Source organism: Thermoflavimicrobium daqui (genome assembly GCF_003313465.1).
Taxonomy (GTDB): domain Bacteria; phylum Bacillota; class Bacilli; order Thermoactinomycetales; family Thermoactinomycetaceae; genus Thermoflavimicrobium; species Thermoflavimicrobium daqui.
On record NZ_KZ845666.1, the window covers coordinates 82702 to 106133 of the forward strand.

24 protein-coding genes are annotated in these 23432 nt (G+C 36.8%); 8 read left to right on the forward strand and 16 right to left on the reverse strand.

What is annotated here, in order from left to right:
• Positions 1–117: 117 nt before the first annotated feature.
• The 3 genes from DL897_RS08600 to DL897_RS08610 form a co-directional block, all read right to left on the reverse strand.
• Entirely contained in the window at positions 118–1893 is a 1776-nt protein-coding gene (locus tag DL897_RS08600; protein WP_113658746.1) for an acyl-CoA dehydrogenase family protein, read from the reverse strand.
• Between the two features lie 112 nt (positions 1894–2005).
• Positions 2006–3187: an acetyl-CoA C-acyltransferase gene (locus DL897_RS08605; RefSeq protein WP_113658747.1), complete on the reverse strand. Its 1182-nt coding sequence runs from the start codon at positions 3185–3187 to the stop codon at positions 2006–2008.
• A 23-nt stretch (positions 3188–3210) separates the two neighbouring features.
• Entirely contained in the window at positions 3211–5589 is a 2379-nt protein-coding gene (locus tag DL897_RS08610) for a 3-hydroxyacyl-CoA dehydrogenase/enoyl-CoA hydratase family protein (RefSeq protein WP_113658984.1), read from the reverse strand.
• A 406-nt stretch (positions 5590–5995) separates the two neighbouring features.
• Between DL897_RS08610 and DL897_RS08615 the strand changes: the two genes are divergently transcribed.
• Entirely contained in the window at positions 5996–6793 is a 798-nt protein-coding gene (locus tag DL897_RS08615) for a PIG-L deacetylase family protein (RefSeq protein WP_113658748.1), read from the forward strand.
• A 136-nt stretch (positions 6794–6929) separates the two neighbouring features.
• On the opposite strand, the gene DL897_RS08620 is transcribed toward DL897_RS08615, so the two are convergent.
• The 8 genes from DL897_RS08620 to speD form a co-directional block, all read right to left on the reverse strand.
• Positions 6930–8705: a sensor histidine kinase gene (locus DL897_RS08620; RefSeq protein WP_113658749.1), complete on the reverse strand. Its 1776-nt coding sequence runs from the start codon at positions 8703–8705 to the stop codon at positions 6930–6932.
• Entirely contained in the window at positions 8702–9421 is a 720-nt protein-coding gene (locus tag DL897_RS08625) for a response regulator transcription factor (RefSeq protein WP_113658750.1), read from the reverse strand. The genes DL897_RS08620 and DL897_RS08625 overlap by 4 nt, the downstream gene beginning before the upstream one ends.
• A gap of 108 nt (positions 9422–9529) precedes the next feature.
• Positions 9530–10378 carry a malonyl-ACP O-methyltransferase BioC gene (gene bioC / locus DL897_RS08630; protein WP_113658751.1) on the reverse strand — a complete coding sequence of 283 codons (849 nt, stop codon included), beginning with the start codon at positions 10376–10378 and terminating at the stop codon, positions 9530–9532.
• Between the two features lie 183 nt (positions 10379–10561).
• Positions 10562–11335, reverse strand: coding sequence for a sporulation protein (locus DL897_RS08635; protein WP_168188722.1), 774 nt, complete (start codon positions 11333–11335; stop codon positions 10562–10564).
• Positions 11336–11488: 153 nt separating this feature from the next.
• Complete coding sequence (gene bioB / locus DL897_RS08640) at positions 11489–12493, reverse strand: biotin synthase BioB (RefSeq protein ID WP_113658753.1); 1005 nt, start codon at positions 12491–12493, stop codon at positions 11489–11491.
• A 136-nt stretch (positions 12494–12629) separates the two neighbouring features.
• Positions 12630–13484: a hypothetical protein gene (locus DL897_RS08645; RefSeq protein ID WP_113658754.1), complete on the reverse strand. Its 855-nt coding sequence runs from the start codon at positions 13482–13484 to the stop codon at positions 12630–12632.
• Between the two features lie 206 nt (positions 13485–13690).
• Positions 13691–15199, reverse strand: coding sequence for a carboxypeptidase M32 (locus DL897_RS08650; protein WP_420824125.1), 1509 nt, complete (start codon positions 15197–15199; stop codon positions 13691–13693).
• Between the two features lie 133 nt (positions 15200–15332).
• Positions 15333–15737 carry an adenosylmethionine decarboxylase gene (gene speD, locus DL897_RS08655; protein WP_113658756.1) on the reverse strand — a complete coding sequence of 135 codons (405 nt, stop codon included), beginning with the start codon at positions 15735–15737 and terminating at the stop codon, positions 15333–15335.
• Between the two features lie 779 nt (positions 15738–16516).
• Between speD and DL897_RS08660 the strand changes: the two genes are divergently transcribed.
• Together DL897_RS08660 and DL897_RS08665 are read left to right on the forward strand one after the other, a co-directional pair.
• On the forward strand, positions 16517–16699 hold the full coding sequence (locus tag DL897_RS08660; protein WP_113658757.1) for a hypothetical protein: 183 nt from the start codon (positions 16517–16519) through the stop codon (positions 16697–16699).
• Positions 16700–16752: 53 nt separating this feature from the next.
• Positions 16753–17106, forward strand: coding sequence for a L,D-transpeptidase (locus DL897_RS08665; protein WP_113658758.1), 354 nt, complete (start codon positions 16753–16755; stop codon positions 17104–17106).
• 4 nt (positions 17107–17110) lie between these two features.
• Here DL897_RS08665 and DL897_RS08670 read toward each other — a convergent pair whose 3' ends face one another.
• A complete protein-coding gene (locus DL897_RS08670) occupies positions 17111–18016 on the reverse strand; it encodes an alkaline phosphatase family protein (protein WP_240627355.1) in 906 nt (301 codons plus the stop codon).
• A 214-nt stretch (positions 18017–18230) separates the two neighbouring features.
• Here DL897_RS08670 and DL897_RS08675 point away from each other — a divergent pair, with 214 nt between their 5' ends.
• Both DL897_RS08675 and DL897_RS08680 read left to right on the forward strand, forming a co-directional pair.
• Positions 18231–18629 (forward strand): DUF4383 domain-containing protein, encoded by a 399-nt coding sequence (locus DL897_RS08675; RefSeq protein ID WP_113658760.1) that lies wholly within the window; start codon positions 18231–18233, stop codon positions 18627–18629.
• A 119-nt stretch (positions 18630–18748) separates the two neighbouring features.
• Positions 18749–18937, forward strand: coding sequence for a hypothetical protein (locus tag DL897_RS08680; protein ID WP_113658761.1), 189 nt, complete (start codon positions 18749–18751; stop codon positions 18935–18937).
• A 118-nt stretch (positions 18938–19055) separates the two neighbouring features.
• Here DL897_RS08680 and DL897_RS08685 read toward each other — a convergent pair whose 3' ends face one another.
• Both DL897_RS08685 and DL897_RS08690 read right to left on the reverse strand, forming a co-directional pair.
• Positions 19056–19292 carry a DUF2553 family protein gene (locus DL897_RS08685; protein WP_113658762.1) on the reverse strand — a complete coding sequence of 79 codons (237 nt, stop codon included), beginning with the start codon at positions 19290–19292 and terminating at the stop codon, positions 19056–19058.
• Positions 19293–19526: 234 nt separating this feature from the next.
• On the reverse strand, positions 19527–20471 hold the full coding sequence (locus DL897_RS08690) for a 4-hydroxy-3-methylbut-2-enyl diphosphate reductase (RefSeq protein ID WP_113658763.1): 945 nt from the start codon (positions 20469–20471) through the stop codon (positions 19527–19529).
• Positions 20472–20625: 154 nt separating this feature from the next.
• Between DL897_RS08690 and DL897_RS08695 the strand changes: the two genes are divergently transcribed.
• Positions 20626–21036 (forward strand): hypothetical protein, encoded by a 411-nt coding sequence (locus tag DL897_RS08695; RefSeq protein WP_113658764.1) that lies wholly within the window; start codon positions 20626–20628, stop codon positions 21034–21036.
• Between the two features lie 148 nt (positions 21037–21184).
• Here DL897_RS08695 and DL897_RS08700 read toward each other — a convergent pair whose 3' ends face one another.
• Both DL897_RS08700 and DL897_RS18845 read right to left on the reverse strand, forming a co-directional pair.
• Positions 21185–21376: a hypothetical protein gene (locus DL897_RS08700; protein ID WP_145962212.1), complete on the reverse strand. Its 192-nt coding sequence runs from the start codon at positions 21374–21376 to the stop codon at positions 21185–21187.
• Positions 21377–21378: 2 nt separating this feature from the next.
• Complete coding sequence (locus tag DL897_RS18845) at positions 21379–21510, reverse strand: hypothetical protein (protein ID WP_276308570.1); 132 nt, start codon at positions 21508–21510, stop codon at positions 21379–21381.
• Between the two features lie 270 nt (positions 21511–21780).
• On the opposite strand from DL897_RS18845, the gene DL897_RS08705 reads away from it, so the two are divergent.
• Positions 21781–22692, forward strand: a complete 912-nt coding sequence (locus DL897_RS08705; RefSeq protein WP_113658766.1) for an ABC transporter ATP-binding protein — start codon at positions 21781–21783, stop codon at positions 22690–22692.
• A 21-nt stretch (positions 22693–22713) separates the two neighbouring features.
• Complete coding sequence (locus DL897_RS08710) at positions 22714–23394, forward strand: ABC transporter permease (protein ID WP_113658767.1); 681 nt, start codon at positions 22714–22716, stop codon at positions 23392–23394.
• Positions 23395–23432: the final 38 nt, after the last annotated feature.

The window sequence follows — 23432 nt, forward strand, 5'->3', positions numbered from 1 at the left end:
ACTTAAAAGGAGAAAAAAGCTAACCCTCTATCCTATAAAACTCAACAGTGGGTTAGCTTTATACCTATAAAATTTCTGATATTTGTAAGATCATCTCACGAAGCGATTAATCCTAAATCAAACAACGTATTTTTCTACTTCTAAGATCCGTTTCGCGATCGTTCTTTTTAAAGCTACTTCATTGACTGGTTCCAGACGTGTAAATTTCTTTAGCATTGAAAGCTGAGTACGTAGGGTATCTCCTTCTTCCATTGCCGCTAATGCATGGCGAGCTACTGCATCTACTCGTTGCATCGATTCATAGATAAAGGCACGACAAAGATTGACTTTGATTTGCTCTTTCGCTTCACCATTTTTCTCTAACGCTTTTAATGTACGTAATAATGTACTTTCCATCGCAAATGTTTCAATAACGATGTCTGAAAGATCTCGAACGATTTCTTGTTCACGCTTAATATCTTCACCATATTTCAACATAGCTAGACCCGCAATCATCAAGAAAATTTTCTTCGCACTTTCCACATAATGCTTTTCTGCGTCAAGCACAGGAGCATCTTCATCTGGCATATATGGCATCAGTGTTAAGATTTCTTCTTGTAGATCTTGTGCTACTTGGAAGAATGGAAGTTCTCCTTTCATGGCTTTACGCATTAAGGTCACTGGGATCAATAAACGATTAATTTCATTGGTTCCCTCAAAGATTCGATTGATACGGGAATCACGATACATATTTTCAATCTCATACTCTGACATAAATCCATATCCACCGTGGATTTGGACACCTTCATCTACTACATAATCGAGCACTTCTGATCCAAATACCTTGGCAACAGAACACTCTAAAGCATATTCAGCAATCGCATTGGCAACAACAGAACCTTCAGCATTCTCCACTCCCTCAAGACCTGCATCAAACAAACCAGCAATGCGATAGGCAATGCTTTCATTTGCATAGGTTTTAATAGCCATATTAGCAATTTTTTCACGAATTAATCCAAACTTAGCAATTGGGATATTAAATTGTTTACGTTGATTTGCATACTGGGCTGAGATTTCGATTGCACGCTTAGCAGAACCTACCGTACCCACTGCTAATTTAAAACGACCGATATTTAAAATATTAAAAGCGATTTTATGTCCTTTTCCTACTTCTCCTAGAAGATTTTCAACAGGAACTTGTGCATCTTCTAGAATCAATGTTCTAGTCGAGGAACCTTTAATCCCCATTTTTTTCTCTTCAGGTCCTACAGATACACCTGGGAAATCTCTCTCTACAATGAAAGCAGTAAATTTGTCTCCATCAATTTTGGCATATACCACAAAAACATCTGCGAAACCAGAGTTGGTAATCCATTGTTTTTCACCATTTAGAATATAATATTTCCCACAATCACTTAGCTTGGCAGTCGCTTTAGCTCCGAGTGCATCAGATCCTGAAGATGGTTCTGTAAGTGCATAAGCAGCGATTTTTTGCCCTGTTGCTAGTCCTGGGAGATATTTTTTCTTTTGATCTTCATTGCCAAAAAACACGATGGGGAGTGTTCCGATTCCTACATGGGCACCATGAGATAGTCCAAATGAACGTCCTATTGCAATTTTTTCTGTGATTAAACTAGAGCTAATCTTATCTAAACCCAAACCGTCATATGCTTCAGGAACGTCTGCTCCGAGCAATCCTAATTCTCCTGCTTCTTTTAGAAGCCGAACGGTATGCTCAAATTGATGATTTTCAATTTCTTCTAAAACGGGTAATACTTGATCTTTCACAAAATCTTCTGTTGTTTTTGCAATCATTTTATGCTCTTCAGTAAAATCTTCTGGGGTAAATACACTGGTTATGTCACTTTCTTCAAGTAGAAATGCTCCACCTTTGACTTTTTTTGTTTCTGTCATGGCTAACCTCTCCTTTTCCATGTAATCAGTTATAAAAAGATTTTTTGGATAGACACATTGGTTACGTGACGAAAATATTTCTCCATTATCTTCAAAGGCTATTTTTCACGTATTATGCGATTCGTTCTACAATTCCAGCTGCTCCCATTCCTCCACCAACACACATGGTGATCAGACCATATCGTTTTTGTCGGCGCTCAAGCTCGTTCAAAATGGTAACGGTAAGTCTAGCACCCGAACAACCTAGTGGATGACCCAACGCAATTGCTCCACCGTTCACATTGACAATCTCCTGATCAAAGCCTAATTCTCGAATCACTGCTAATGATTGGGAAGCAAATGCCTCATTTAATTCAATTAAATCAATATCCTGTAGGCGGATTCCTGTTCTTTCCAAAACTTTTGGTACCGCAACAACTGGGCCTACACCCATGATATCTGGATCAACTCCACCTACGGTGAACCCACGGAAAATAGCAAGTGGTTTAACGCCTAGCTCTTCTGCTTTTTGGCGAGACATGATCATGACCATGGCAGCACCGTCACTTGTTTGTGAAGAATTTCCCGCTGTGACTGATCCACCTACACGAAAAGCTGGGCGTAATTTTGCGAGCACTTCCAAGGAAGTATTTGAACGCACTCCTTCATCTGTATCAAAAACCTGCCGAACCTCTTGCAGCTTTCCGCTCTCATCTACAAATCGATTCACTACATCAATCGGTACAATTTCATCTTTAAACTTGCCTGCTTGAATTGCTGCATAGGCTTTCTGATGGCTTGCTAAAGCAAATTGATCCTGCTCCTCACGAGAAATACCGTAACGTTTTGCAACTTCTTCCGCTGTATGTCCCATTGACATATATGCTTGAGGCATATTTTCAACTAAATAGGGATTGGGTGCTGTTTTAAAACCAACCATTGGAACTAAACTCATACTTTCAATGCCACCTGCGATCATCACATCCGCAAATCCAGTCATGATCTTTTCAGCAGCAATGGCAATGGTTTGCAGTCCTGATGAACAAAACCGATTAACGGTCATTCCAGGAACACTCGTTGGTAAACCTGCCCTAAGTGCTACAATTCGCGCTAAGTTCATTCCTTGCTCGCCTTCAGGAAATGAACACCCCATAATCACATCATCAATTTCCTTTGGATCAACTTGTGGAACGCGCTTTAGTAAGTCACTTAACACTTTTGCCCCAAATTCATCTGGACGGGTTTGTGTCAAAGTCCCTTTATGCGCTCTTCCAACTGCTGTTCTTGCTCCTGCAACAATTACTGCTTCACGCATAGCTCTCTCCCCCTTTATCTAACCTAGTTACGTAATGGTTTTCCTTTTGCCAACATATATTGCATACGCGCTTGTGTTTTCGGCTCTCCAATTAAGCTTAGGAAGGCCTCACGCTCCAGATCTAACAAGTATTCTTCGCTAACAACTGTCCCTTCTGGAACATTTCCACCTGCTAACACGAAAGCTAATTTACTTGCAATCTTATAATCATGTTCTGATATATAACCGGAGAGCATAAGATCATGAGCAGCTAACTTCATAAGGCTATAGCCCGTTTCACCTACAACTGGTATACGGATAGGCTGTGGTGATTTGTAACCAGACTTCGCTAAGCCGAGCGCAACCTGCTTTGCATCATAAAGAAGATGATCACTGTTTGCTGTAATACCATCACATGAACGCAAGAATTTATACTTACGTGCATGAAGAGCACTAGTCGAAACTTTGGCTTGCCCTATTGCCATAAATACATGATTTACTAGTGGTTGTAGAGCTACCCGATCTTTTGGATCCACACCATCCATCCAGCGGAAAAGCAACTCTTTGGTTCCTCCTCCACCTGGTATCAAACCAACTCCTACTTCGACAAGTCCCATATATGTTTCAGCTGCGGCTTGAAGACGATCAGCTGGCAAACATACTTCTACACCACCACCTAAAGTCATTCCAAATGGTGCAGCCACTACCGGTTTATCTAAATAGCGAAGAGAGCCCATCGTTTTTTGGAATTGACGAACCATCATATCAATTTCCGGCCAATTGTAATCTTGAGCCTCCATTAACATCAACATTAAGTTGGCTCCAACACAAAAATTAGGTGCTTGGTTCCCGATGACCAAACCACGATAATTCGCTGAGACTTCTTTGACTGCATAGTTCATCATAGTGATAATTTCAGGGCCAATCGCTTGTTTAGGAGAATGAAATTCTAGGCAAGCGATATCATCACCCAAGTCGATTAAGCTAGCTCCGCTATTTCCTTTAATGACCTTACCTTGTGCTTTGAGCTGAGCCAAGTTGATCACTTTTTCATTTTCTTGAACTTCTCTAAATTGACCTCCGATGTGGAAGAACTTTACCCCATTATCTCCTTTTTCATAAAAAGAGCTTTTTCCAGCAGCTAATAATTCTTCTACCAAACGCGGTATCTTTTCTCCCTCGGCTCGCATCCGTGCGACAGATGTCTCAACCCCAATGGCATCCCAAATCTCAAAAGGTCCTAAATCCCAGTTAAATCCCCATTTCATCGCTTGGTCGATACTCACAATATCATTAGCAATCTCCTCAAGGCGATTTGCTGAATATAAAAGTACTTTCTTCGTAATATACCAAGCCAGCTTTCCAGCGGTATCTTCTCCATAAATAAGTGCTTGTAACTTTTTCGCTAAAGTCTTACCACGCTTAGCCTGATCTAGTGAATTCGCTTTCAACTTCTTACGTGAACGGTATTCCAAGGTTTTAGGATCCAGAGCTAAAATCTCTTTTCCTTTTTCTGTCTTTACTTTCTTATAAAAACCTTGACCCGATTTACTACCAATCCAATTATTTTCCACCATTCTTTTAAGTAAAGGTGATGCTTTAAATACTTCCTTTTCCTCTTTATCCGTAACATGTTCATATACGTTATTACATACATGCATATAGGTATCGAGACCTACTAGATCCAAGGTACGGAAAGTAGCACTTTTCGGTCTTCCCATCGCTCGACCTGTAACCACATCGATCTCATCAGGACCTAAGTCGAACTCCTCCATCGCATGTAAAGTAACTTGTAATCCATAAGTTCCAATCCGATTTGCTATAAAATTAGGGGTATCCTTACATAGGACTACTCCTTTCCCCAACACTTCTTCAGCAAACGCTTTCATATACTGAACAAGTTTAGGATCTGTCGATTCACCTGGAATAATTTCTAATAGTTTCATATAACGAGGTGGGTTAAAAAAGTGTGTACCTAAAAAGTGCTTTTTAAATTCTTCTGAGCGTCCTTCAACCATTTGATTAATTGATATACCTGAAGTATTTGAACTAACGATCATACCTGGCTTCCATATTTTTTCGATTTGTTCAAATAAGTCCTGTTTTATTTTTAAGTTTTCTACAACAACTTCAATAATCCAGTCAACGTTACGAAGTTGATCTAAATCATCTTCTAAATTACCTACATGAATCAGATCAGCAACGGCTTTATCATACAGTGGAGAAGGTTTTTCCTTAAAAAGCCGATCCTTACCTGCTTGAGCTAAACGATTTCTTGCTTTTCTATCTTGTTTCTCTTCCTCAGACAAATCTCTAGGAACGATATCTAATAAATACGCCTCAATCCCTACATTCGCCAGATGACCAGCAATTGCCGCTCCCATAACTCCAGCACCGAGAACAGCTGCTTTTCTTATCTTTATCAAGGCAATTCCTCCTCCTACATCAGCATGAATGAACAATCATTCATTTTTATTGAAAAAAAAAGTCCAAACTAATTTGGTACTTTTTAAACTCATTATAATAATATTATTTATCGGTTTTCTCTTTACGTCAAGAGGAAAAGACATAGTTTTGTTTCAAAAAATAATAAAATATCCCTTGACAAATAAGTGGTAGGGCAAAATTACTGATTTCACACCCTTTTATATTTTGCTTTACAAGATAGCTCATAGAAAAATTAGAAGTCCAATATCTAATACGGTTTATTACAGATTTATTTATAATTCTATTGTAAATAATATAACTTACTAATTATTGGGTATAGACTAAAAAGGAATTATGATATGATATACAAGAAATGCTTAGGGTTAGAGGAGTAGGAACAAATTGAAAACCAAATCGATCATTATTCAACTGATCGTTACCACTATATTATTTTTTATAATGACTTTTTATATTACGTCTGATCAAGGAGCTTCGGCTTACACACAAACTGAGCATGTGGAATCCAATACAGTCATTTATTATGTTCCTCATGCAGATGATGAAGTCTTAACTTTTGGTGTTCCTATTATCAACGATATTAGAGATGGGAAAAATGTCATACTCATTTTACTATCTCAAGGTGAAGTCTCTAAAGCTCTTCATAATATCAATCAAAGACTAAAAAAGCAGATTACAAAAGAAGAATTTGCTAAAGCACGTGTTAGGGAGTTTCATCGCGCTGCTACGGTGCTAGGAGTTCAACCTAATCATCAATATGATTTCCATTTAAAAAATATGAATTTTGATCAAAGTAAGCTCCGAAATATTATTATTTCATTTGAAAAAAAATACCCGAATGCTCTCCACAAGGGGATGAGTATGAATGATTATCATAAAGATCATGCAGATGTAGGTAGAGCACTCCTATATTTAAAATCGCAAGGCAAAATCAAACGTTATGTTACCTATGCTTCTATTTATACAGATCGCCTCAACAAAAATAGAATCCCACAAAATCGTATTAAAGGGGAAATTATCCATTTAAATGTTTATTCAGATGCTTTAGTCTTAGATCGTGCGATCGAAGTTTATAAACATTGGGAACCTGAAAAAGGGTGGTATGCTTGTGGATACCTTAGTGTTCCTAAACAGTTTAAGATACTTCAGTATAGAAAATATGCTAAACAAACAGACTACTGATATTTCCATGAAAAATACCTTTATCCCTTTGTACTCATCATTATTAACATGAAAGACACCGTCTTCTCAATTGGCGGTTTTCCGAAAGGAAAACCGCATTGTTTAACCGAAGTTTCATTTAGTTTTTATGTAAAATTTACTTATTAAGAACTCCAAAGGGTGATTTCAAAGAAAAGCAAAGGCAAATCTTCGTTCCTCTCCCCAGTGTGCTATCAATTTCTATTCGTCCGTCATGTGCCTTTACCAATTGATCCGCTATGGCCATTCCCAAACCAGTTCCTGTTTCTAGGTGTTTCGTATTTGTTCCACGATAGTATCTATCAAATAAATGGGTAAGTGTTTTCTGATCCATTCCTACTCCGTTATCTTCGATAATAATAAGGACTTGATCATCAACCGGGTTTTGTTCAATTCTGACTACTATCTGAGTTCCAGCAGGATTATGAACCACAGAGTTGACTAATAAATTGGTTAAGGCTCGTTTTAACCACTTTACATCCACAGGATATATAATTGTTTCTTTAGCGGTTTCAAAAAGAATCTCTACTTGTTCAGCCCGTGGATCATTCATAATACCAATGACAGCTCTCCGAACAAGTTCTACTAAGTTAAACGGCTTTCTTTGTAATGGCAATGCATCATTTTTCAGACGGAATGTAAGATTTAAATCATTAATTAGATTCTCCATGTAATTTGCTTTTTCCCGAATCACTTCTGCATATTGATGGATTTCTTCCTTAGACCACTCATATTGAGGTTCTGCCAACAAATCAGCATATCCTTTTACTGCGGAAAGAGGAGTTTTTAGATCATGAGAGACACCTGCAAGCCATTCTTCCCTCGTCTTTTCAAGCTTTCGGCGATCTCGGTCATTCTTCTTTAATACAAAAGTTAAATATTTCATTGCTTGAATCACTTCAAAATAATTCCGATAGGAACGCTTTAGTTCACCAGTTAAACGGCTTATACTACGAGGAATTCCCTTTTTAGTAGGTTCCTCATACACTCCTACAGCCAACTGTTTTAACCATTGCATAATATGTAGCATCGGAGACGTAAAATAAAGAGCAAATAAAATTGTAACAATTAGGATTGATAGTAAAAAACTAATAATCCCACTAAAAGCTGTATAAATCGCTTTCTGGTTGATATCACTCGACATCATCCCGAAGCTACGATAATATTTTTCCATGATAGGCTTTCGAAAACCTATCACCCAAGTGAGCTGCTTTCCTTGTACTTTATCTATCATATAATAAAGATGATTATCTAAAGAGTTTTTTTCATCATAATAGATAAACTCTCCAGGGCTATAATGACGAGGATACTGAGATGGGCGACCATACTGAAATATCTCATTACCACGATCATCTAATACTTGTAACCAAGCATTTACTGAATGAATTTCTTGTAAAGCTTGTTCCGAAATACGAACCTGATTCCCATGCAGCTTCGTTTCTTTTTTGACTAATTGTGTATCGAATGGAGCATAACCAAATACAAAGGTATAATGTTTTTTCTCTTTCTCTGCGTCGAATGTATATATTTGATAGCCAGTTGATATACTCCTATGTTTTAAATCTGTCAACTGTAGATATGAGTAGTGCTTTGGGATATGATCTGGTTTTTGATACTGATAGATTTCATTTCCTTGTTCATCTAAAACTTGCATCCATTCTTCTTTTTTCATCTGCTTCAACATTTTATGGGGAACCTTCACTTGATTCTTTTTGATCGAACTCTTATTAATCATCAACGAATATACTTCTTTATACATTTCTCCTTTGCTTTCCCATGGCCATCCATTTACCAAACCGTAGCCAATCATATTAAAAAAGAAAAACAAGAAAAAATATAAAACGACCATCATGAAAATAATTAAAATAAAACGACCCCAAATCGAGATTTTCATAATAATTTCCCTCGTTGTTTTGCAACAATTTTATATCCCAAGCCTCTTACTGTAACCAGATATTGGGGCTTACTTGGGTTAGGCTCAATTCTTTCGCGAATTCGCCGTATATGAACCATTACTGTATTATCATCTCCGATACTTTCTTCTCCCCACACCTGCTCGTAAATTTGCTGTTTACTAAAAATCTGATTAGGATGAGCGCATAGAAAGGCTAACAGCTTAAATTCCATCGCTGGACATGGTACCTCTTTTCCTTCTACAATAAGCTGCCCCGCCTCAAGATCAACACAAAAATGCCCAAAATCATAGATACTCGTTTCTTTTTGTTCGGGAAGATGAGCCCTCTGAATTCTACGCAACTGTGCTTTCACGCGGGCTGCTACTTCCAAAGGATTAAATGGTTTTGTAATATAGTCATCTCCTCCCATACTAAAACCAATCAGTTTATCCAAATCAGCATTTTTAGCTGTTAAAAACAGAACTGGAATATCCGTAAACTTCCTGATTTCCCGACACACATCAAAACCTTCCATATCTGGAAGCATGACATCAAGTATGACTAAATGAGGCTGAACTTTTTTACATAACTGCATTGCTGTTTGCCCATCATAAGCAGTATATAAATGTTGGAAACCTTCTTTCGTCAAAACAATCCTTAAAATATCTATAATCGACTCTTCATCATCTACTAATAAAATACGCACATCAGACATATACTTCTATCCTTTCTAACATTACTATCTAACTATTTCATTCTAACAAAAAAACCCCTAACACTAGGGATTCTTCTTAAAATTTCATACATAATCTCTTTATATCCACTATCCATCCATCATTTTTGTCGATTCCAAATGCTCTCCTAATTTACGGGCTACTATATACATTAAATGATAGGTTACATATACCTGTTCTTTCCAACGAAATGCTTGTCCGTATTTTTGCATAACATGCTCTAATATTCGCGAACTTGTAATAATATTTCGCCTTGTATTATTATAGCTCTCTCCAGTCGCCTTTATCGTATATAAAAGCTGTCGGCAGTTTGCATATTTTTGTCTAAACCAATTTTCTTCTGATTCAACCTGTCCACATCCTGCTTGATAAAATATATTCTCCCAAACTTCAACAGGACGTAATGGTAAAGTATGTATTTCAGGTACTAATCCCATTTGTAACTCAACTTGATGAAAAATATAAGCTAACTCTTGTAACGTATTTGGACCAAATGTAGAAACAATCAGATATCCATGGGGCCGAAGCGATCGTACCCACTTTTGCACTGTTTCCTCTGGATACTGAAGCCAATGGATCGCAGCATTGGAAATGATTAAATCAAAACTATTAGCCTTCCATTCTTGGTCTTCTACATCCCCTACAACAAAGTGAACACGCGAGATTGGTGTTACTTTTTCATATGCAGATTGAATCATATTATGAGCTAGATCGACCGCTGTAATATTCACTTCTGGATAGTAATCAAGTAAAAGTTGTGTCAAATAACCCGTACCACATCCAACTTCAAGTATTCTCCTACCATGCCATGCACAATTTTTTAGTTGCCATAGAACTTGATAGGCCATTTTACGATGAATGGTTGCAAACTCATCATAAGTTTTAGCTACTCGATTCAAACGCTTCAGCATTTGCTTTTTATCAATATGGATATTCAACCAATCTCGAAAACATAGTCAAATCTCGACTTGTTTTCTTCCTCCTCCCTCTTAAGGAATCAAAAACGAAAAATGGAATCATTATCTAATCTGGCTATTGTTTCGCTTTTTTTTCTTTTATTTCCTTCTATAAATAATGGCAAGTTTTTCAATAAAGAAGAAGTGCCTTGGGAAGCACTTCTTTCAACCAATTAAATTTATGGAATTTTCAATAATGAATTGTTTTATCGTCTGGCTAGCCCGTTCTACTGTAGATAATTCTTCTTTAGTAAAATGAAATCGCCCTTTTCGTTCATCTAAATCCAATTTATCTGCAAGTGAGCCAGAAAGCCCCTGAGTTCTCTGATCTAGTTCGAAAAAACCACTCACAGTATTCTGAATTTGATTCGGTTGATACATAAAAACAATCCCATCGTACTTTCCTTTTAGCCATGTAGTTGGACGAAATTTGATAATTTGTGTTCCACCATTTTTATTTCCTGTATAACCTTCAGCATGATGTACAAATCCCAATGCTATAAATCCATCTAAAAAGTTTTTCTGTAAACCTATCGGTTTCACTTCCACGCAATCACGATCATAGGAATCTAATCCATATTTAATCTCCATATTGGTCTGAAAATAATAGCGAGTATTTAAAGACGAAACAGGCAACAATTTCGGACACTTAAAATGAAAAGGAAATTCTCTTGTTTCCCCTTCAGCAATGGTAAATATCTCCGATGTAACTTCAATATGAGCAATGACTTCATCCACTGCCTCATAATGATTATCTCTTTTAAAGCTAGAAGCTAGACAAAACTCAACCGATAGCCCTTCGATTTCCTGTTCAACATCGCCGCCTTGTAACACAATTCGTCCGATGACTGGTTCACCCATCACGAGCGAATCTTGATGTAATATTAAATCAATTTGGGCAGAGCCAAATCCAGCGGAAGCTAACAGTTTCTTAAACATCATATTCACCTCTATCCCCTATCCTAACATATCTTCAAAGTCCTTAAAATTAAAAAGGAAAGCACAAAATGTACCTTCCTGGATTTTGATGTGATTCTTTTCTCTTTCGAACAACCAAGTAAGTATATGAGATTTTCAGTGACAAAGCTCCCTTTATAAAGCACACACTTCGATTTCGAAACCTAAATCTTCAATCATTTGATGATCTAAACCAATGGTTTGACCTTCTGTAGTTAAGTAATCTCCAACAAAAATTGAATTAGCTGCATAGAGTGCTAACGGCTGTAATGTACCTAAGTTTACTTCCCGACCACCTGAAACACGAATCTCTTTACTTGGGCAAATAAAGCGAAATAAAGCAAGAACTTTCAAGCAATATCTAGGATTTAATTCTTTGAGGTTTTCAAGTGGTGTTCCTGGAATTGAATTTAGAAAGTTCACCGGAATGGAATCTGCATCTAACTCACGTAAAGAGTAAGCAACTTCTACGACCTGCTCAGCTGTCTCACCCATTCCTACGATACACCCTGAACAAGGTGAAATGCCTGCTTCTTTAATTTTTTCAACAGTCATAACCCGATGATCATAATGATGAGTTGTTGTGATATTCTCATAATGACTTGCACTCGTATTTAGATTATGATTATAACGATCCACTCCTGCTTCTTTCAATCGCTTTGCTTGTTGATCACTTAGGATTCCCAAGCAAGCACATATTTTTAGTGGATACTGACTTTTGATCTCTTTTACTGCTTCTATCACCTCATCCAATTCTTTAGGTGTAGGACCTCGACCACTTGCTACAATACAATAGGTTCCAGCCTTTCTAGACAAAGCCTCTTTGGCTCCATCTAATAATATATCCTTCTGTAATAAGGTATATTTTTCAACCGGAGCAGTAGATACAATCGATTGGGAGCAATAGCCACAATCTTCTGGACATAGTCCACTTTTTGCATTGATAATCATGTTTAACTTCACTTTTTTACCATAATAGTGGTAACGAACACGAAAGGCAGCGTGAAGAATCGATAAAATTTCATTATCATCTGCTTGTAGTACTGATAAAGCTTCTTCCAGTGTAAGAAGTTCACCTGCTAAAGCTTTACTCGCATAGTTTTCCCAAGGAGACAGTGTTTGAGCCGCTAGCTCTTTCATTCTCTTCCCTCCCTTATCCTATTTGTAAACTAGATTAGATAATTAAGTTTACATATTATGCATAAAGTATAGCATGTTAACGGTAAACTATCTACCATGGATAAGGAAACAAAAAAGGAGACCACTTCGATCCCCTTTACAAATAGTTTTTAATGATACGGTGTACCTCTTGTGTTGTTTGTACAGATTCAACTCGTTCATTATCTATGTAAACATCTAAGAGAAGAGGACCGTCTTCCACTTGACGTCCTTTTACTTCAATGACTTTTTCTTTATTATATTGTCCCCACTTCCAACCATCTTCAAAAAAGTCGAATGGGTATACTTGCCATGTGCCTACTGGTTTATTATTTACCATTTTAATATATCTTGCTTCTTGATCTTGTGTAGCTTCAAAATATCCTTTATTTACTTTGATCCATCCTGAATTGGTTTTCTCCCACCGCTTTTGATAATATTTACCATCAATTACTTCAAAGCCATAAAGCTCTTCCTCAGAAAAGAAATCCGAAGGGAAGCAACGGTACATACCTGTCTCAGGGTCTTTAATTAATTTAGCAAAATCTCCTTCTGCTAAACCACGGTGGCGTATTTTATCCAGCTCAGCTTTTTTGCAAGCATCTTCAAGCGCTTTTAAGATAAAATCACTCTTTTTCATCTTATTCTCACGAAGTGCTGCTTCCATGCGCTCTGCTAACTCAGGTGGAATTTCACTAATCAGATATTTTTCTGGGTTTGAACGCCAACGTTCCACCCAGGCATCTTCTTCCCAACTTTCCTCATCTGCGGTTCTTGTTTCATGGAAAGTTTCATAAGGGTTGGGCTCTATATTTTCACGAGTCATAATCTCAACATCCACATCCATATGTTCTTTTTCATCTGCTAACATTTCACTAATAATATTTTTTTCTTTGGAAAGTTCGCTTTCTAGATTAGGAAAGCTCATATATTCTAATTCCTCTGACGTTTCAAATCCCTTTTTTACGCTCACCTACCGACACCCTTTCTACTATAAATGCTCTTATATAATGATACCTATAAACACTTTAACGTACCATATAATTTATGACAAAAGAAAGAATTTACAACTATCTATTTTATAGACAGAAAGAACCATTTCTCTGTTTTTATGTATGATTATTCCCATGCCAAGTGGTTTTCAGAAAAATGGTTCTTAATTAATTTTCACTTTAACTACTAGTTAAGAGAATAGATTTCTCCAAATTTTTTACGTAAATAATATAAATATGGTTGAATAGTTAATGAAGAACCTGTAGCTTTTAAAATAATTTCTTCAGCTGTGTACTTACTACCATAACGATAAATATGATCAACTAACCAGTTATGTAACGTTTCAAAGTTACCTTGTTTAATTTGATTTGGAATTTCTGAATGAGCTTTCAATGCAGACTCATAAAACTGTGCACTTAAAATATTCCCAATCGTATAACCTTGGAAGGCTCCTCCGATCATTCCTGAATACCAATGTACATCTTGTAGGACACCTTCTAGGTCACATGAAGGGGTAATACCTAGATCTGATTGGTAGCGATAACGCCAAGCTTCTGGTAAATCTTTAACTTCCAATTTACCTTCAAGCAAAGCCAATTCCAAATCAAACCGAATAATCACATGTAAATTATAAGTTACCTCATCCGCTTCAATACGAATAGGCGAACGTTCTACATGATTAATTGCTAGATAAAATTGTTCTAATGAAACATGATTCAATTGTGATGGAAAGTACTGTTGAAGTCTTGGATAAAAGTGTTCCCAAAAACCACGACTACGACCTATCACATTTTCCCACAAACGCGATTGACTCTCATGAACCCCACTAGAAGTACCATCATAAAATGGTGTACCATCGTATGGAGGATGAATACCTAGTTCATATAGTGCATGCCCCGCTTCGTGAATCACACTAAATAAACAAAAAGATAGATCATCTTCTTTGACCTGTGTAGTAATTCGTATATCATCACCAGAAATACGAATCATAAAGGGATGAATGGTTAAATCAAGTCGTGAACGCTGCGGACTTAATCCTAATTTCTTGATAACATACTGACTAAATGCTAACTGCTGCTCTTTAGGATAATGTTGAAGTAATGGTGAGGAATCTGTTAATGATTGAGAAGTAATCTGATCGACCAGAGGAACAAGCTGATCCCTTAACTCACCAAAGATCTGGCGAATCTGATGTGCTTTCATCCCATAATCAGACTCATTAATTAAAGGATCTGCTATATGTTCATATCCAGGAAAATAGTTTGCATATGTACGACTTAACTCTAAAGATTTTTCAACATACGGTGCTACTTTTGTAAAATCATTTTCTTCTCGAGCACGAGCCCAAGCTTCATAAGTTTGAGCTATATGCTCGTGAAACTGTGAGATAAATGATGGAGGTACACGAATCGCCTTTTGATACTCTCTATGAACTAGACGAATCAAACTCGCCTCATCTGAATCATACGACAATTTATCCGCCCATGGAACTAGGTCTTCAATTAATTGACCTAAAGCAGGATCTGTTTCCTTTTCATGAATGATCTTACCTAATAAAGCCAGCTGATTACTTCTAGACTTGAATCCTGCTTGTGGAAGATAGGTATTTTGATCCCATGACAACATACTCATTACAGATTGCAAATCATAAATCTCACGTAATCGATTCTTTAGTTCCTGATATTTCTGGTCCAATAAAATCACTCCTTTCTATCTTTTATATCATAGTATATGAAAATGATAAATAAGACCTAAAACAATTCATCGTTATTACTTAACATATACTTAAAAATCCCTTTACATCATTTGTAAAGGGATTGAATATTAATCAAACGGTAACTGGAGATTTCAATTCTGATTTTGGTTGGACAACCTCAATAGGTCCATCGCCTCTGTGGAGGACTTTTGGATATGATTGGGTTGGTTTTAAAACATCGAGCATGTACTGGATAGCAACCATGGGATCAACTGTGTGACCACAAGTGTAACAATCAAGTGCAGCAAAGCCTTTCTCAGGATAAGTGTGAATCGACAGATGGCTCTCTGAGAGCATCACTAAAACGGTTACGCCCTGCGGGTCAAACTTTTGTGCTTGTGTGGAGAGAATTGTTGCTCCACATGCAATCGCAGCTTTCTCTAAATGGGATTTTAACTCATCTACATCGTTCAGTAGGTTAAAATTAATACCCCACGCATCCATGGCAACATGCCTTCCGAAAGTAGAATATTCCATCTCTTTCGGCCCCCTTCCTAGCAAAAATTTGTGTTGAGCCAAATTCCGCTAGGATCTGCTCGTTCACCACGGGGGAAGGTTAGTCCAATGAGGTCCCAACCCTTTAAGTGAATCCTCGATCCTACTAGCTCAGTTGTTTTGCACGAAATATAACTTATCACATAATTATCTTGACTTCAATACCTTCTTTTATATATTAGCTATCCTATACCATTCAAAAATAATAATCAAGATAATTAAAATAAAATAATAATAAAATGTCATAATTCCATTTTTAAAATAAATTTTATTATATAAAAAAAAATTAACTGGATCATATTATTTCTCAATGATAAGCAAATACTCTAGAATTTTATATAGGCGAAAAGCAGAGTAATTCCGTAAATTTATATGATAAATCCATATAATAATACGTGACTATTAGAGCTTGTTGCGTAATTGGATCAAAAACCTAGATCACTCCTAAAATATGAGCGAATCGTTTTTGTGTAGGATCGACTTTTGCATCAAACCGCAACGGGAGTGAGTTCAAAAACGATGAGCGAGTGCTTTATGCAACAACCTCTATTAATTAACCACAGATTTTAATGTGGGAGTCAATGTTATGACAAGTTAATCATCGGTCCTAGCCAATGATAATATAATAGAGTGATCATTGTCATTTTAGTCATTTATATTAAAAGAGGTCCGATGTCTAAATCTCCTTAATAAAGAATAATATTTACTGAAAATGAAAAGACTATTCTTGTATGGAAGATGTTAGATTATAGGAGGGTATCATGCATCTAAATGAAAATGAGCGTAATATAGTGATACGTGCATTAACCAAAGTATTAGAAACAGAGCCGCCATATGCACGTGCAGATGAATATAAAAAGTTATTGGAACGTCTAAAACGCGAGCAAATAGCAGATGATGTTTACTTACCTGAGCATTCTCGTTATGACATAGATGATGTATGAAACACTCCTCCCTCTTGCCACATAGGATATTGTAAAAAAAGGGGGGAACCTTGATGTATTCTATACTTATTATTCTTTCCAAACGAAGACTTTATCTTTATCGAAATACCCGTATTATCAGAAGTTATCCAATTGGTATTGGAAAGATAGCCACTCGAACTCCTGTTGGTAACTATCGCATCGTAAGTAAAGTCCCTTATCCCTATACTTATCCAGGTGGCCCTTTAACAGCTTTTGGATCTTACTGGCTCGGTTTATCTCGTCCTCATTATGGTATACATGGCACGAACCGCCCTTCATCCATCGGGAAATTAGTGTCAAAAGGTTGTATACGTATGTATAACCGTGATGTTGAGGAGTTGGCCCGCTATGTAAAAATCGGTACATTTGTGTCCATTCATCGTTAAAAGCTTACGCTTTCTGCTGTTGAACCATCCGATGCAATAAAGGGGCAATATGAGTTAAATCCCATTTCTTCTGATCTTTCTTTTTGATCCCTTTCTCTTTTCCTATAATTAAAGTTGGCACGGAGTTCATCGTATGTGTTTTCACACGTAAATCCTCACTATTCCCATGGTCACTGGTTAAGACAATCAAATCCTCTTTCCTTTTTAAACGAACCAATTCACCCAAAAATCGATCATAAGTTTTTATAACCCATTCTATAAGCTCTTTCTGTTGCTTATGCCCAGCCAAATCGCTTAGAAAAAACTCATGGATAACTAAATCGACTTCATAAGCAATTCCCCACAAGTCCATGGCTGCTTGTTCAGGAGTAATCTCTTCGATTTCTGGAATCCATCGTTTTAAAGTCTTTCGTGTTAAGTCATGGTACACCGCTTTTCCAGCGATTAAGTCAGGGAGTAAACGAATGGGCTCTTGACTTGAGCAAATAGCTGCTGTTGACACAGATATCCAACCTCGCTTGGTTACAGGCCGTTCAAAATATTCTTTCGTATAACTATTGGCAAAAGTTGCTCTCCATCCTTTATGCTCAAACTGTAAATAAATATTATCTTTTTCTACCCATTCACGTAATCTCTTAAAAGGAAGACCGCTCATATGCTTCCCCATCGCCATAGGAGCATTCCTACCAGTGAAAATGGTAGCCTGTCCGGTTGCACTTTGAGGGATACCAGCAATGCCTAAACATGCATCCGTCTGGAGCAAAGTTACTTCATCCCCATAATCGCCCGTAGCTTGTCGAACTAAAGACTTCCCACGCAGCAATTGATTAATATGAGGAGTCGGATATATAAACCACGGATTATAACTTTTTTCTTCACCTAATCCTACACCATCAATAAAAAGAAGCACCGTAGACAACTTTCTCACCTCCAAATTTTGTATACCCTCAATGACTAAAAAGCACCAAACCAATTATCCTTCTAGCTAATAATAGGGTATTTCGATCAATTGACGAAAAATTTAACAAATATTCTCTGGAAAATTTAATCTAAATAGGAATTTTAAGGGGATATGTCTAATTATATAATATTAGGTCGAAAATTCAAAATAGGGGGTTACTTTTATGAGAAAGACAATCATGCAAATTCTCGGAACTGTATTTGTACTTATAGGTTTGTTAGGATTCTTTGTTCCAAGCCAAGGCGCTTTACACAACCTTTTACATTTAACATTAGCCCATAACTTAACACACTTTATTTCAGGAGCACTTTTCCTAGCTGTTAGCAATAATGAAAAATACAGTAAGTGGACAGCTAGAACTTTCGGTGTCATCTACCTTCTTGTAGCGATCTTTGGGCTTTTTACCAACAACATCTTCGGCTTAATTATGGTGACTCCTTTAATGGAAGTAGTTCATTTTATTGTAGCTGCCGTCGCACTTTATGCAGGCTTTGCCAAAGAATCCATCGCATCAGAACAGGCCTCTTCCACCTCTTCTTCCTCGCAAAACCTTGATCAGTAAATATAATAGAAGGGACCAGCTGATCTTCCATCAGTTGGTCCTTTTTTATCCTTTTTCTCCTAAAGATGGATAAATGATATATATCTTGTCCATAATACAAATCAGGAGGTGTGTTTTCGGTGTACTATGTCATCAGAGATTCAGACAAATTACCACCATCAATTATTCACGAAGATCACTATTTCGCTTGGTATAATCCTTTAAAAAAAGACCATCGCGTTGAATTTCGCGGAACGATGAATCAATGTTATGACTTCATGTCAAACCAGTATCCCCAACAACAGCAACAGCGTTACTCTTTTAGATAAAAAATTGTAAAAATAATGCCAAAAAGATTGTTAGTTCGTCATTCATCAAAAAATGGATAGGTAGCGGCCATAAAATTTGGCCGCTGCTCTATTTTATTTTACTATTCATCTTAACAAACTAACACCAACCTAAATCGCAATTATTCGCATAGTTGTCTACAGTATTATTTACTTCACCTTGATTTTTTATATAAATTTGTGTTCCGTTCAATTTATATCTTTCATTCAAAGAAATACTATGATGATCTAATTCTACTAGACCAATGAGCTGATTATGATAATACAATAAGAGCTTACCACGATCTAATTTTCCTATTATTTCAGATGTAATATTCCGATAATTCGCAATTGACATCCTTTATATGCCCCCTAAATAAACCGGAAATTATATAATGATATATATTTCGTTTATTAAAAATATATTTGTAATTACTTGGTACTTGTTTTCTATAGCAATAAAAATAACATAGTATCATTTGATAGTCAATATCATTTTATAATAATTACTATTTATTATTAATTACAATCTATATCCACTTCCAAAAAAGGACACTTAGCCTATTTGCAAGTGTCCTTAGTGTAATTTTATTTACTTCTTCTTACGAACAGGTGGTAAAATTTTATTTCTTTGTACTGTACGTGTTGGAATCCATGTTGAGGAATCATTTTCATCAAACTGCTCTAAGAAGTTAATCACTTCACGTGTTATAGGGGTAGGGGTAGAGGCTCCAGAGGTAACGCCTACTTTCTTCTTGCCTCTTAACCACTCAATATCAATCTCCGTCACATCTGCAACACGATATGCTTTCACACCAGCAATCTCTTCAGAAACTTGTGCAAGTCGATTGGAATTATTACTACGTGGATCACCGACTACGATTACTAAATCCGTTTCTTTCGCCTGTTCTGCAACTGCCTCTTGCCGTTCCTGAGTAGCAAGACAAATCTCATTATGAATTTCTACTGTAGGGAATTTTTCTCTGACCTTATTCATCAGATGAGCGGTATCCCACTGACTCATGGTTGTTTGATTTGTTACGATTAACCGGTCTGTATTCAGTTCAAGCCGATCAACGTCTTCTTCATTACTTACTAAATGCACATGATTAGGTGCTACTCCAATAGCTCCTTCCGGCTCAGGATGGCCTTTTTTCCCGACATAAATCACTTCATATCCTTCTGCTACTTTCTCCCGAATTAAATCATGTGTACGTGTCACATCTGGACAAGTTGCATCCACAATGGTTAAACCTTTTTCACGAGCACGACGACGGACTTCAGGAGAAACACCATGCGCTGTGAATATGACTGTTCCATGATCGATCTTATCTAATAACTCCAGTCGATCTGTACCATCTAAACTAATAATCCCTTCATCTGTGAATGATTCCACGACATGACGATTATGAACAATCATTCCTAATATATAAATTGGACGTGGTAAATCCAAATTTCGTGCTGCTTGACGTGCTAAAACCATCGCATCGACGACTCCGTAGCAATAACCACGCGGGGTAATTTTTAATACTTCCATGATCATCGTCCTTCCGAATTCTCTCTTAGGTTATTATCCCGATTAATCATTTATTCTGCAAGTGGCAAAGATAGGCGCATTCATTAGTTACATCTACACATCTTCCATCATAAGATGCATTGTGCCATTAAACCAGAAAGGAATGTGATGTCTTGTGGAAAAAGAGAAAAAAGTAACTCCTATGCCACGTCCGCCTATGCCACCTTATCCTAAACCAATCCATAAGCCACCTGTCTGCCCAAAACCGATCATGCCTAGACCACCCATGAAAGAAATACCTATGAGGCCTATTATACCTCCAACTCAAGTTCCATGTATTCCATATGATTATAAAATGTTAAAACATATGTATGATTATATGAGAATGTGCCATAAACATGAAAAACAAATAATGAAATGGATGTTAAGGCATTGCCGCAAACATACCAGCCGTCGTTATTGGGAGTCTTCTTCAAGTAGCAACTTTTTGCGTGGGCCATACGAATCTCCTGAATCCCCTGATTCCCCAAATCGTTATCGCTACTATGATTCTCCAGATATGGGCTATGAGTCTTCTTCAAGCTAGCCAAAGCCCCTCTTAAAAAAATAATAGTTGTAAGCAATCGATATCCAAAAGATACCCGTATCACTATCAATGTGAGACGGGTATCTTTTGGATATTAGATTTACATATCTTTCTTTTCTTGTATCCACTCAACCATTTTATATTCTGCCTATTCAGACTCTTCTTCTTCTACAAAAAGGGGATATCTTAATTTCTCAATATTTCTGTCAAGTCTTGCCAGTTCCTTTTCTTCGCGATGAATCAGATATTCCAACTCTTTTTTATACCTTCTAAGTCTCTTTACTAGATCCGTTCTTTTATTTATGTAATCATCATCAAAATATGCTGTCCGCTCTTTCATTATTACCAACCTTTTTTCTCTTGTTCTACTTCTTTAATTGTTTTCTCTAATTCTTTATAGGTCTCAAAAATTCGCCTTTGCAAGTCTTCTTTTCTCTCTTGTCCACTTTTATACTCTTCTGAAACCCATTCCATCTCCCTTGCTCCTCTCTTACCTGATGTCAAATTCAATATAGCATAAATATTTAAAAATTAGTATCCCCTGTCACTTACATTTCATAGATAAAGATTCTACAGAATCTATGCTAAATCTACAAAAAAGATATCCTTCTCTATAGAAACGACCACAGGAGCAAGCTTTAAGAGATCAGCTCACTAGAATTAACCTGATGTTAAGGTAGAAGTAATCTGTAGTTTATTTTCATTACTTAAAATACTGGCAAGTTAAATATTGAGGTGATGAAAATGTCCGACTTGATTATTGAAACAATTAATTTAACACGTCAATATGGCAGATTTACAGCAGTCAATCAACTAAATATGAAGGTGGCTCGTGGTAGCATTTATGGCTTTTTAGGAGAAAATGGGGCAGGGAAGACTACAGCCATTCGTATGATCTTAGGATTAATTCATATCACATCTGGTGAAGTGCGTTTATTTGGAAAATCTTTCAAACCCAATCGAAATGAAATACTTAAACGTATTGGCGCTTTAGTGGAAACTCCCAGTGCATTTGATCACTTAAGCGGAAAAGATAATCTTCGCTATATATGTAAGTTACGCAATATCCCAGAAAGTCAAGTAGACCATGTTCTTAAAATAGTAGACTTAAGCCATGCCCAAAATAAGGATGTTCGAAAATATTCCTTAGGTATGCGTCAACGATTAGGAATTGCCATAGCTTTACTAGGTCAACCTGAATTATTAATTTTAGATGAACCGACCAATGGATTAGATCCGAGTGGAATTCGTGAAGTGCGCGATCTGATTAAAAGTCTACCAACACAGGGCTATACCATTCTCGTCTCAAGTCATTTATTATCAGAGGTTGAACAAATTGCCTCTCATGTGGGAATTATTCACGCTGGGCAACTCTTATACCAAGGTGAAATGGAGAGAATCACTCGTCGCGGTAAAGCAATGATTCATCTCAAATGTAAGTCCATGTCTGAGGCGATCCACCTTTTAGAAGTCCATTACCCAGAAGTCTATCTTGAAAACGATACCATACAAATTCCTGGTTCTGAGGAACAAATTGATGAAATCATTCGTCTACTTATAGAGAACGATATGAAGATCCAAGGTATTTATCTACAGCAATCAAACCTTGAATCTATTTTCTTGGAGCTAATTCAAACAGAATCAGCTGCTTCCTAATATAAAAAAGAAGGTGAAAAGATGGATTTACTACGAGGATTCTCCGCTGAATGGCTCAGAGCAAAACGAACCTCTATTTTTTATTTAGCTATGATTGTACCTATATTTTCAGTATTAACGACTGTACCATCTCCGAAGAAGTTTAATTGGGCTACTTATTCATTCCCAAATGCTAGTTGGGTAGTTTTTATCTTGCCCATAGGCATAATGATTTTATCCCTCATGTCCTCCCAGCTGTATACTAACAATCATATGTGGAAAAATACATTAGTTCAGCCTATCTCTCGATCTACTTTTTATCTAGCGCATACTTTGTACTTATGTAGTATTGTTTTAATTGGTTATCTTATTGTAATGATTGGACAGATGATTACAGGGCATATCATTGGCCTAAGTGGGGACTTTTCACCCATGCAGTTTATTGGTCATTTTTTACTTTCTTATTTTGCTTGCCTTCATTTGATCTTTTTACAGGTTTGGCTTGGTGCGCGCTTTAGTGGTGTTGTTGCACCTTTAATGGTTGGACTCGGTGGATGGATATTAAGTGGCGTTGTAAGTAGAGATTTACCTTATCTGTCTGCATGGCTATACCCAATGATGATTGTCAATGAGCCTGTTACATTTTCGATCATTTGCCTTGGCTTAAGTATACTAACTCTAACCATTGGCTTTTATTCTTTTACCCGCATGGATATCCATTAAGAAAATCTAGTAAATAAAAAATGCCTTTCATCTAGCAA

What these genes read in the sequence shown, in the direction of transcription:
- DL897_RS08605 (WP_113658747.1), bottom strand. Translation starts at nt 3,187, where the DNA reads ATGCGTGAAGCAGTAATTGTTGCAGGAGCAAGAACAGCAGTTGGAAGA.
- DL897_RS08685 (WP_113658762.1), bottom strand. Translation starts at nt 19,292, where the DNA reads ATGTCAATTGCGAATTATCGGAATATTACATCTGAAATAATAGGAAAA.
- DL897_RS18845 (WP_276308570.1), bottom strand. Translation starts at nt 21,510, where the DNA reads ATGGAATGGGTTTCAGAAGAGTATAAAAGTGGACAAGAGAGAAAAGAA.
- speD (WP_113658756.1), bottom strand. Translation starts at nt 15,737, where the DNA reads ATGGAATATTCTACTTTCGGAAGGCATGTTGCCATGGATGCGTGGGGT.
- DL897_RS08705 (WP_113658766.1), top strand. Translation starts at nt 21,781, where the DNA reads ATGTCCGACTTGATTATTGAAACAATTAATTTAACACGTCAATATGGC.
- DL897_RS08660 (WP_113658757.1), top strand. Translation starts at nt 16,517, where the DNA reads ATGCATCTAAATGAAAATGAGCGTAATATAGTGATACGTGCATTAACC.
- DL897_RS08710 (WP_113658767.1), top strand. Translation starts at nt 22,714, where the DNA reads ATGGATTTACTACGAGGATTCTCCGCTGAATGGCTCAGAGCAAAACGA.
- DL897_RS08620 (WP_113658749.1), bottom strand. Translation starts at nt 8,705, where the DNA reads ATGAAAATCTCGATTTGGGGTCGTTTTATTTTAATTATTTTCATGATG.
- DL897_RS08700 (WP_145962212.1), bottom strand. Translation starts at nt 21,376, where the DNA reads ATGAAAGAGCGGACAGCATATTTTGATGATGATTACATAAATAAAAGA.
- DL897_RS08600 (WP_113658746.1), bottom strand. Translation starts at nt 1,893, where the DNA reads ATGACAGAAACAAAAAAAGTCAAAGGTGGAGCATTTCTACTTGAAGAA.
- DL897_RS08665 (WP_113658758.1), top strand. Translation starts at nt 16,753, where the DNA reads ATGTATTCTATACTTATTATTCTTTCCAAACGAAGACTTTATCTTTAT.
- DL897_RS08675 (WP_113658760.1), top strand. Translation starts at nt 18,231, where the DNA reads ATGAGAAAGACAATCATGCAAATTCTCGGAACTGTATTTGTACTTATA.
- DL897_RS08690 (WP_113658763.1), bottom strand. Translation starts at nt 20,471, where the DNA reads ATGGAAGTATTAAAAATTACCCCGCGTGGTTATTGCTACGGAGTCGTC.
- bioB (WP_113658753.1), bottom strand. Translation starts at nt 12,493, where the DNA reads ATGAAAGAGCTAGCGGCTCAAACACTGTCTCCTTGGGAAAACTATGCG.
- DL897_RS08625 (WP_113658750.1), bottom strand. Translation starts at nt 9,421, where the DNA reads ATGTCTGATGTGCGTATTTTATTAGTAGATGATGAAGAGTCGATTATA.
- DL897_RS08635 (WP_168188722.1), bottom strand. Translation starts at nt 11,335, where the DNA reads ATGTTTAAGAAACTGTTAGCTTCCGCTGGATTTGGCTCTGCCCAAATT.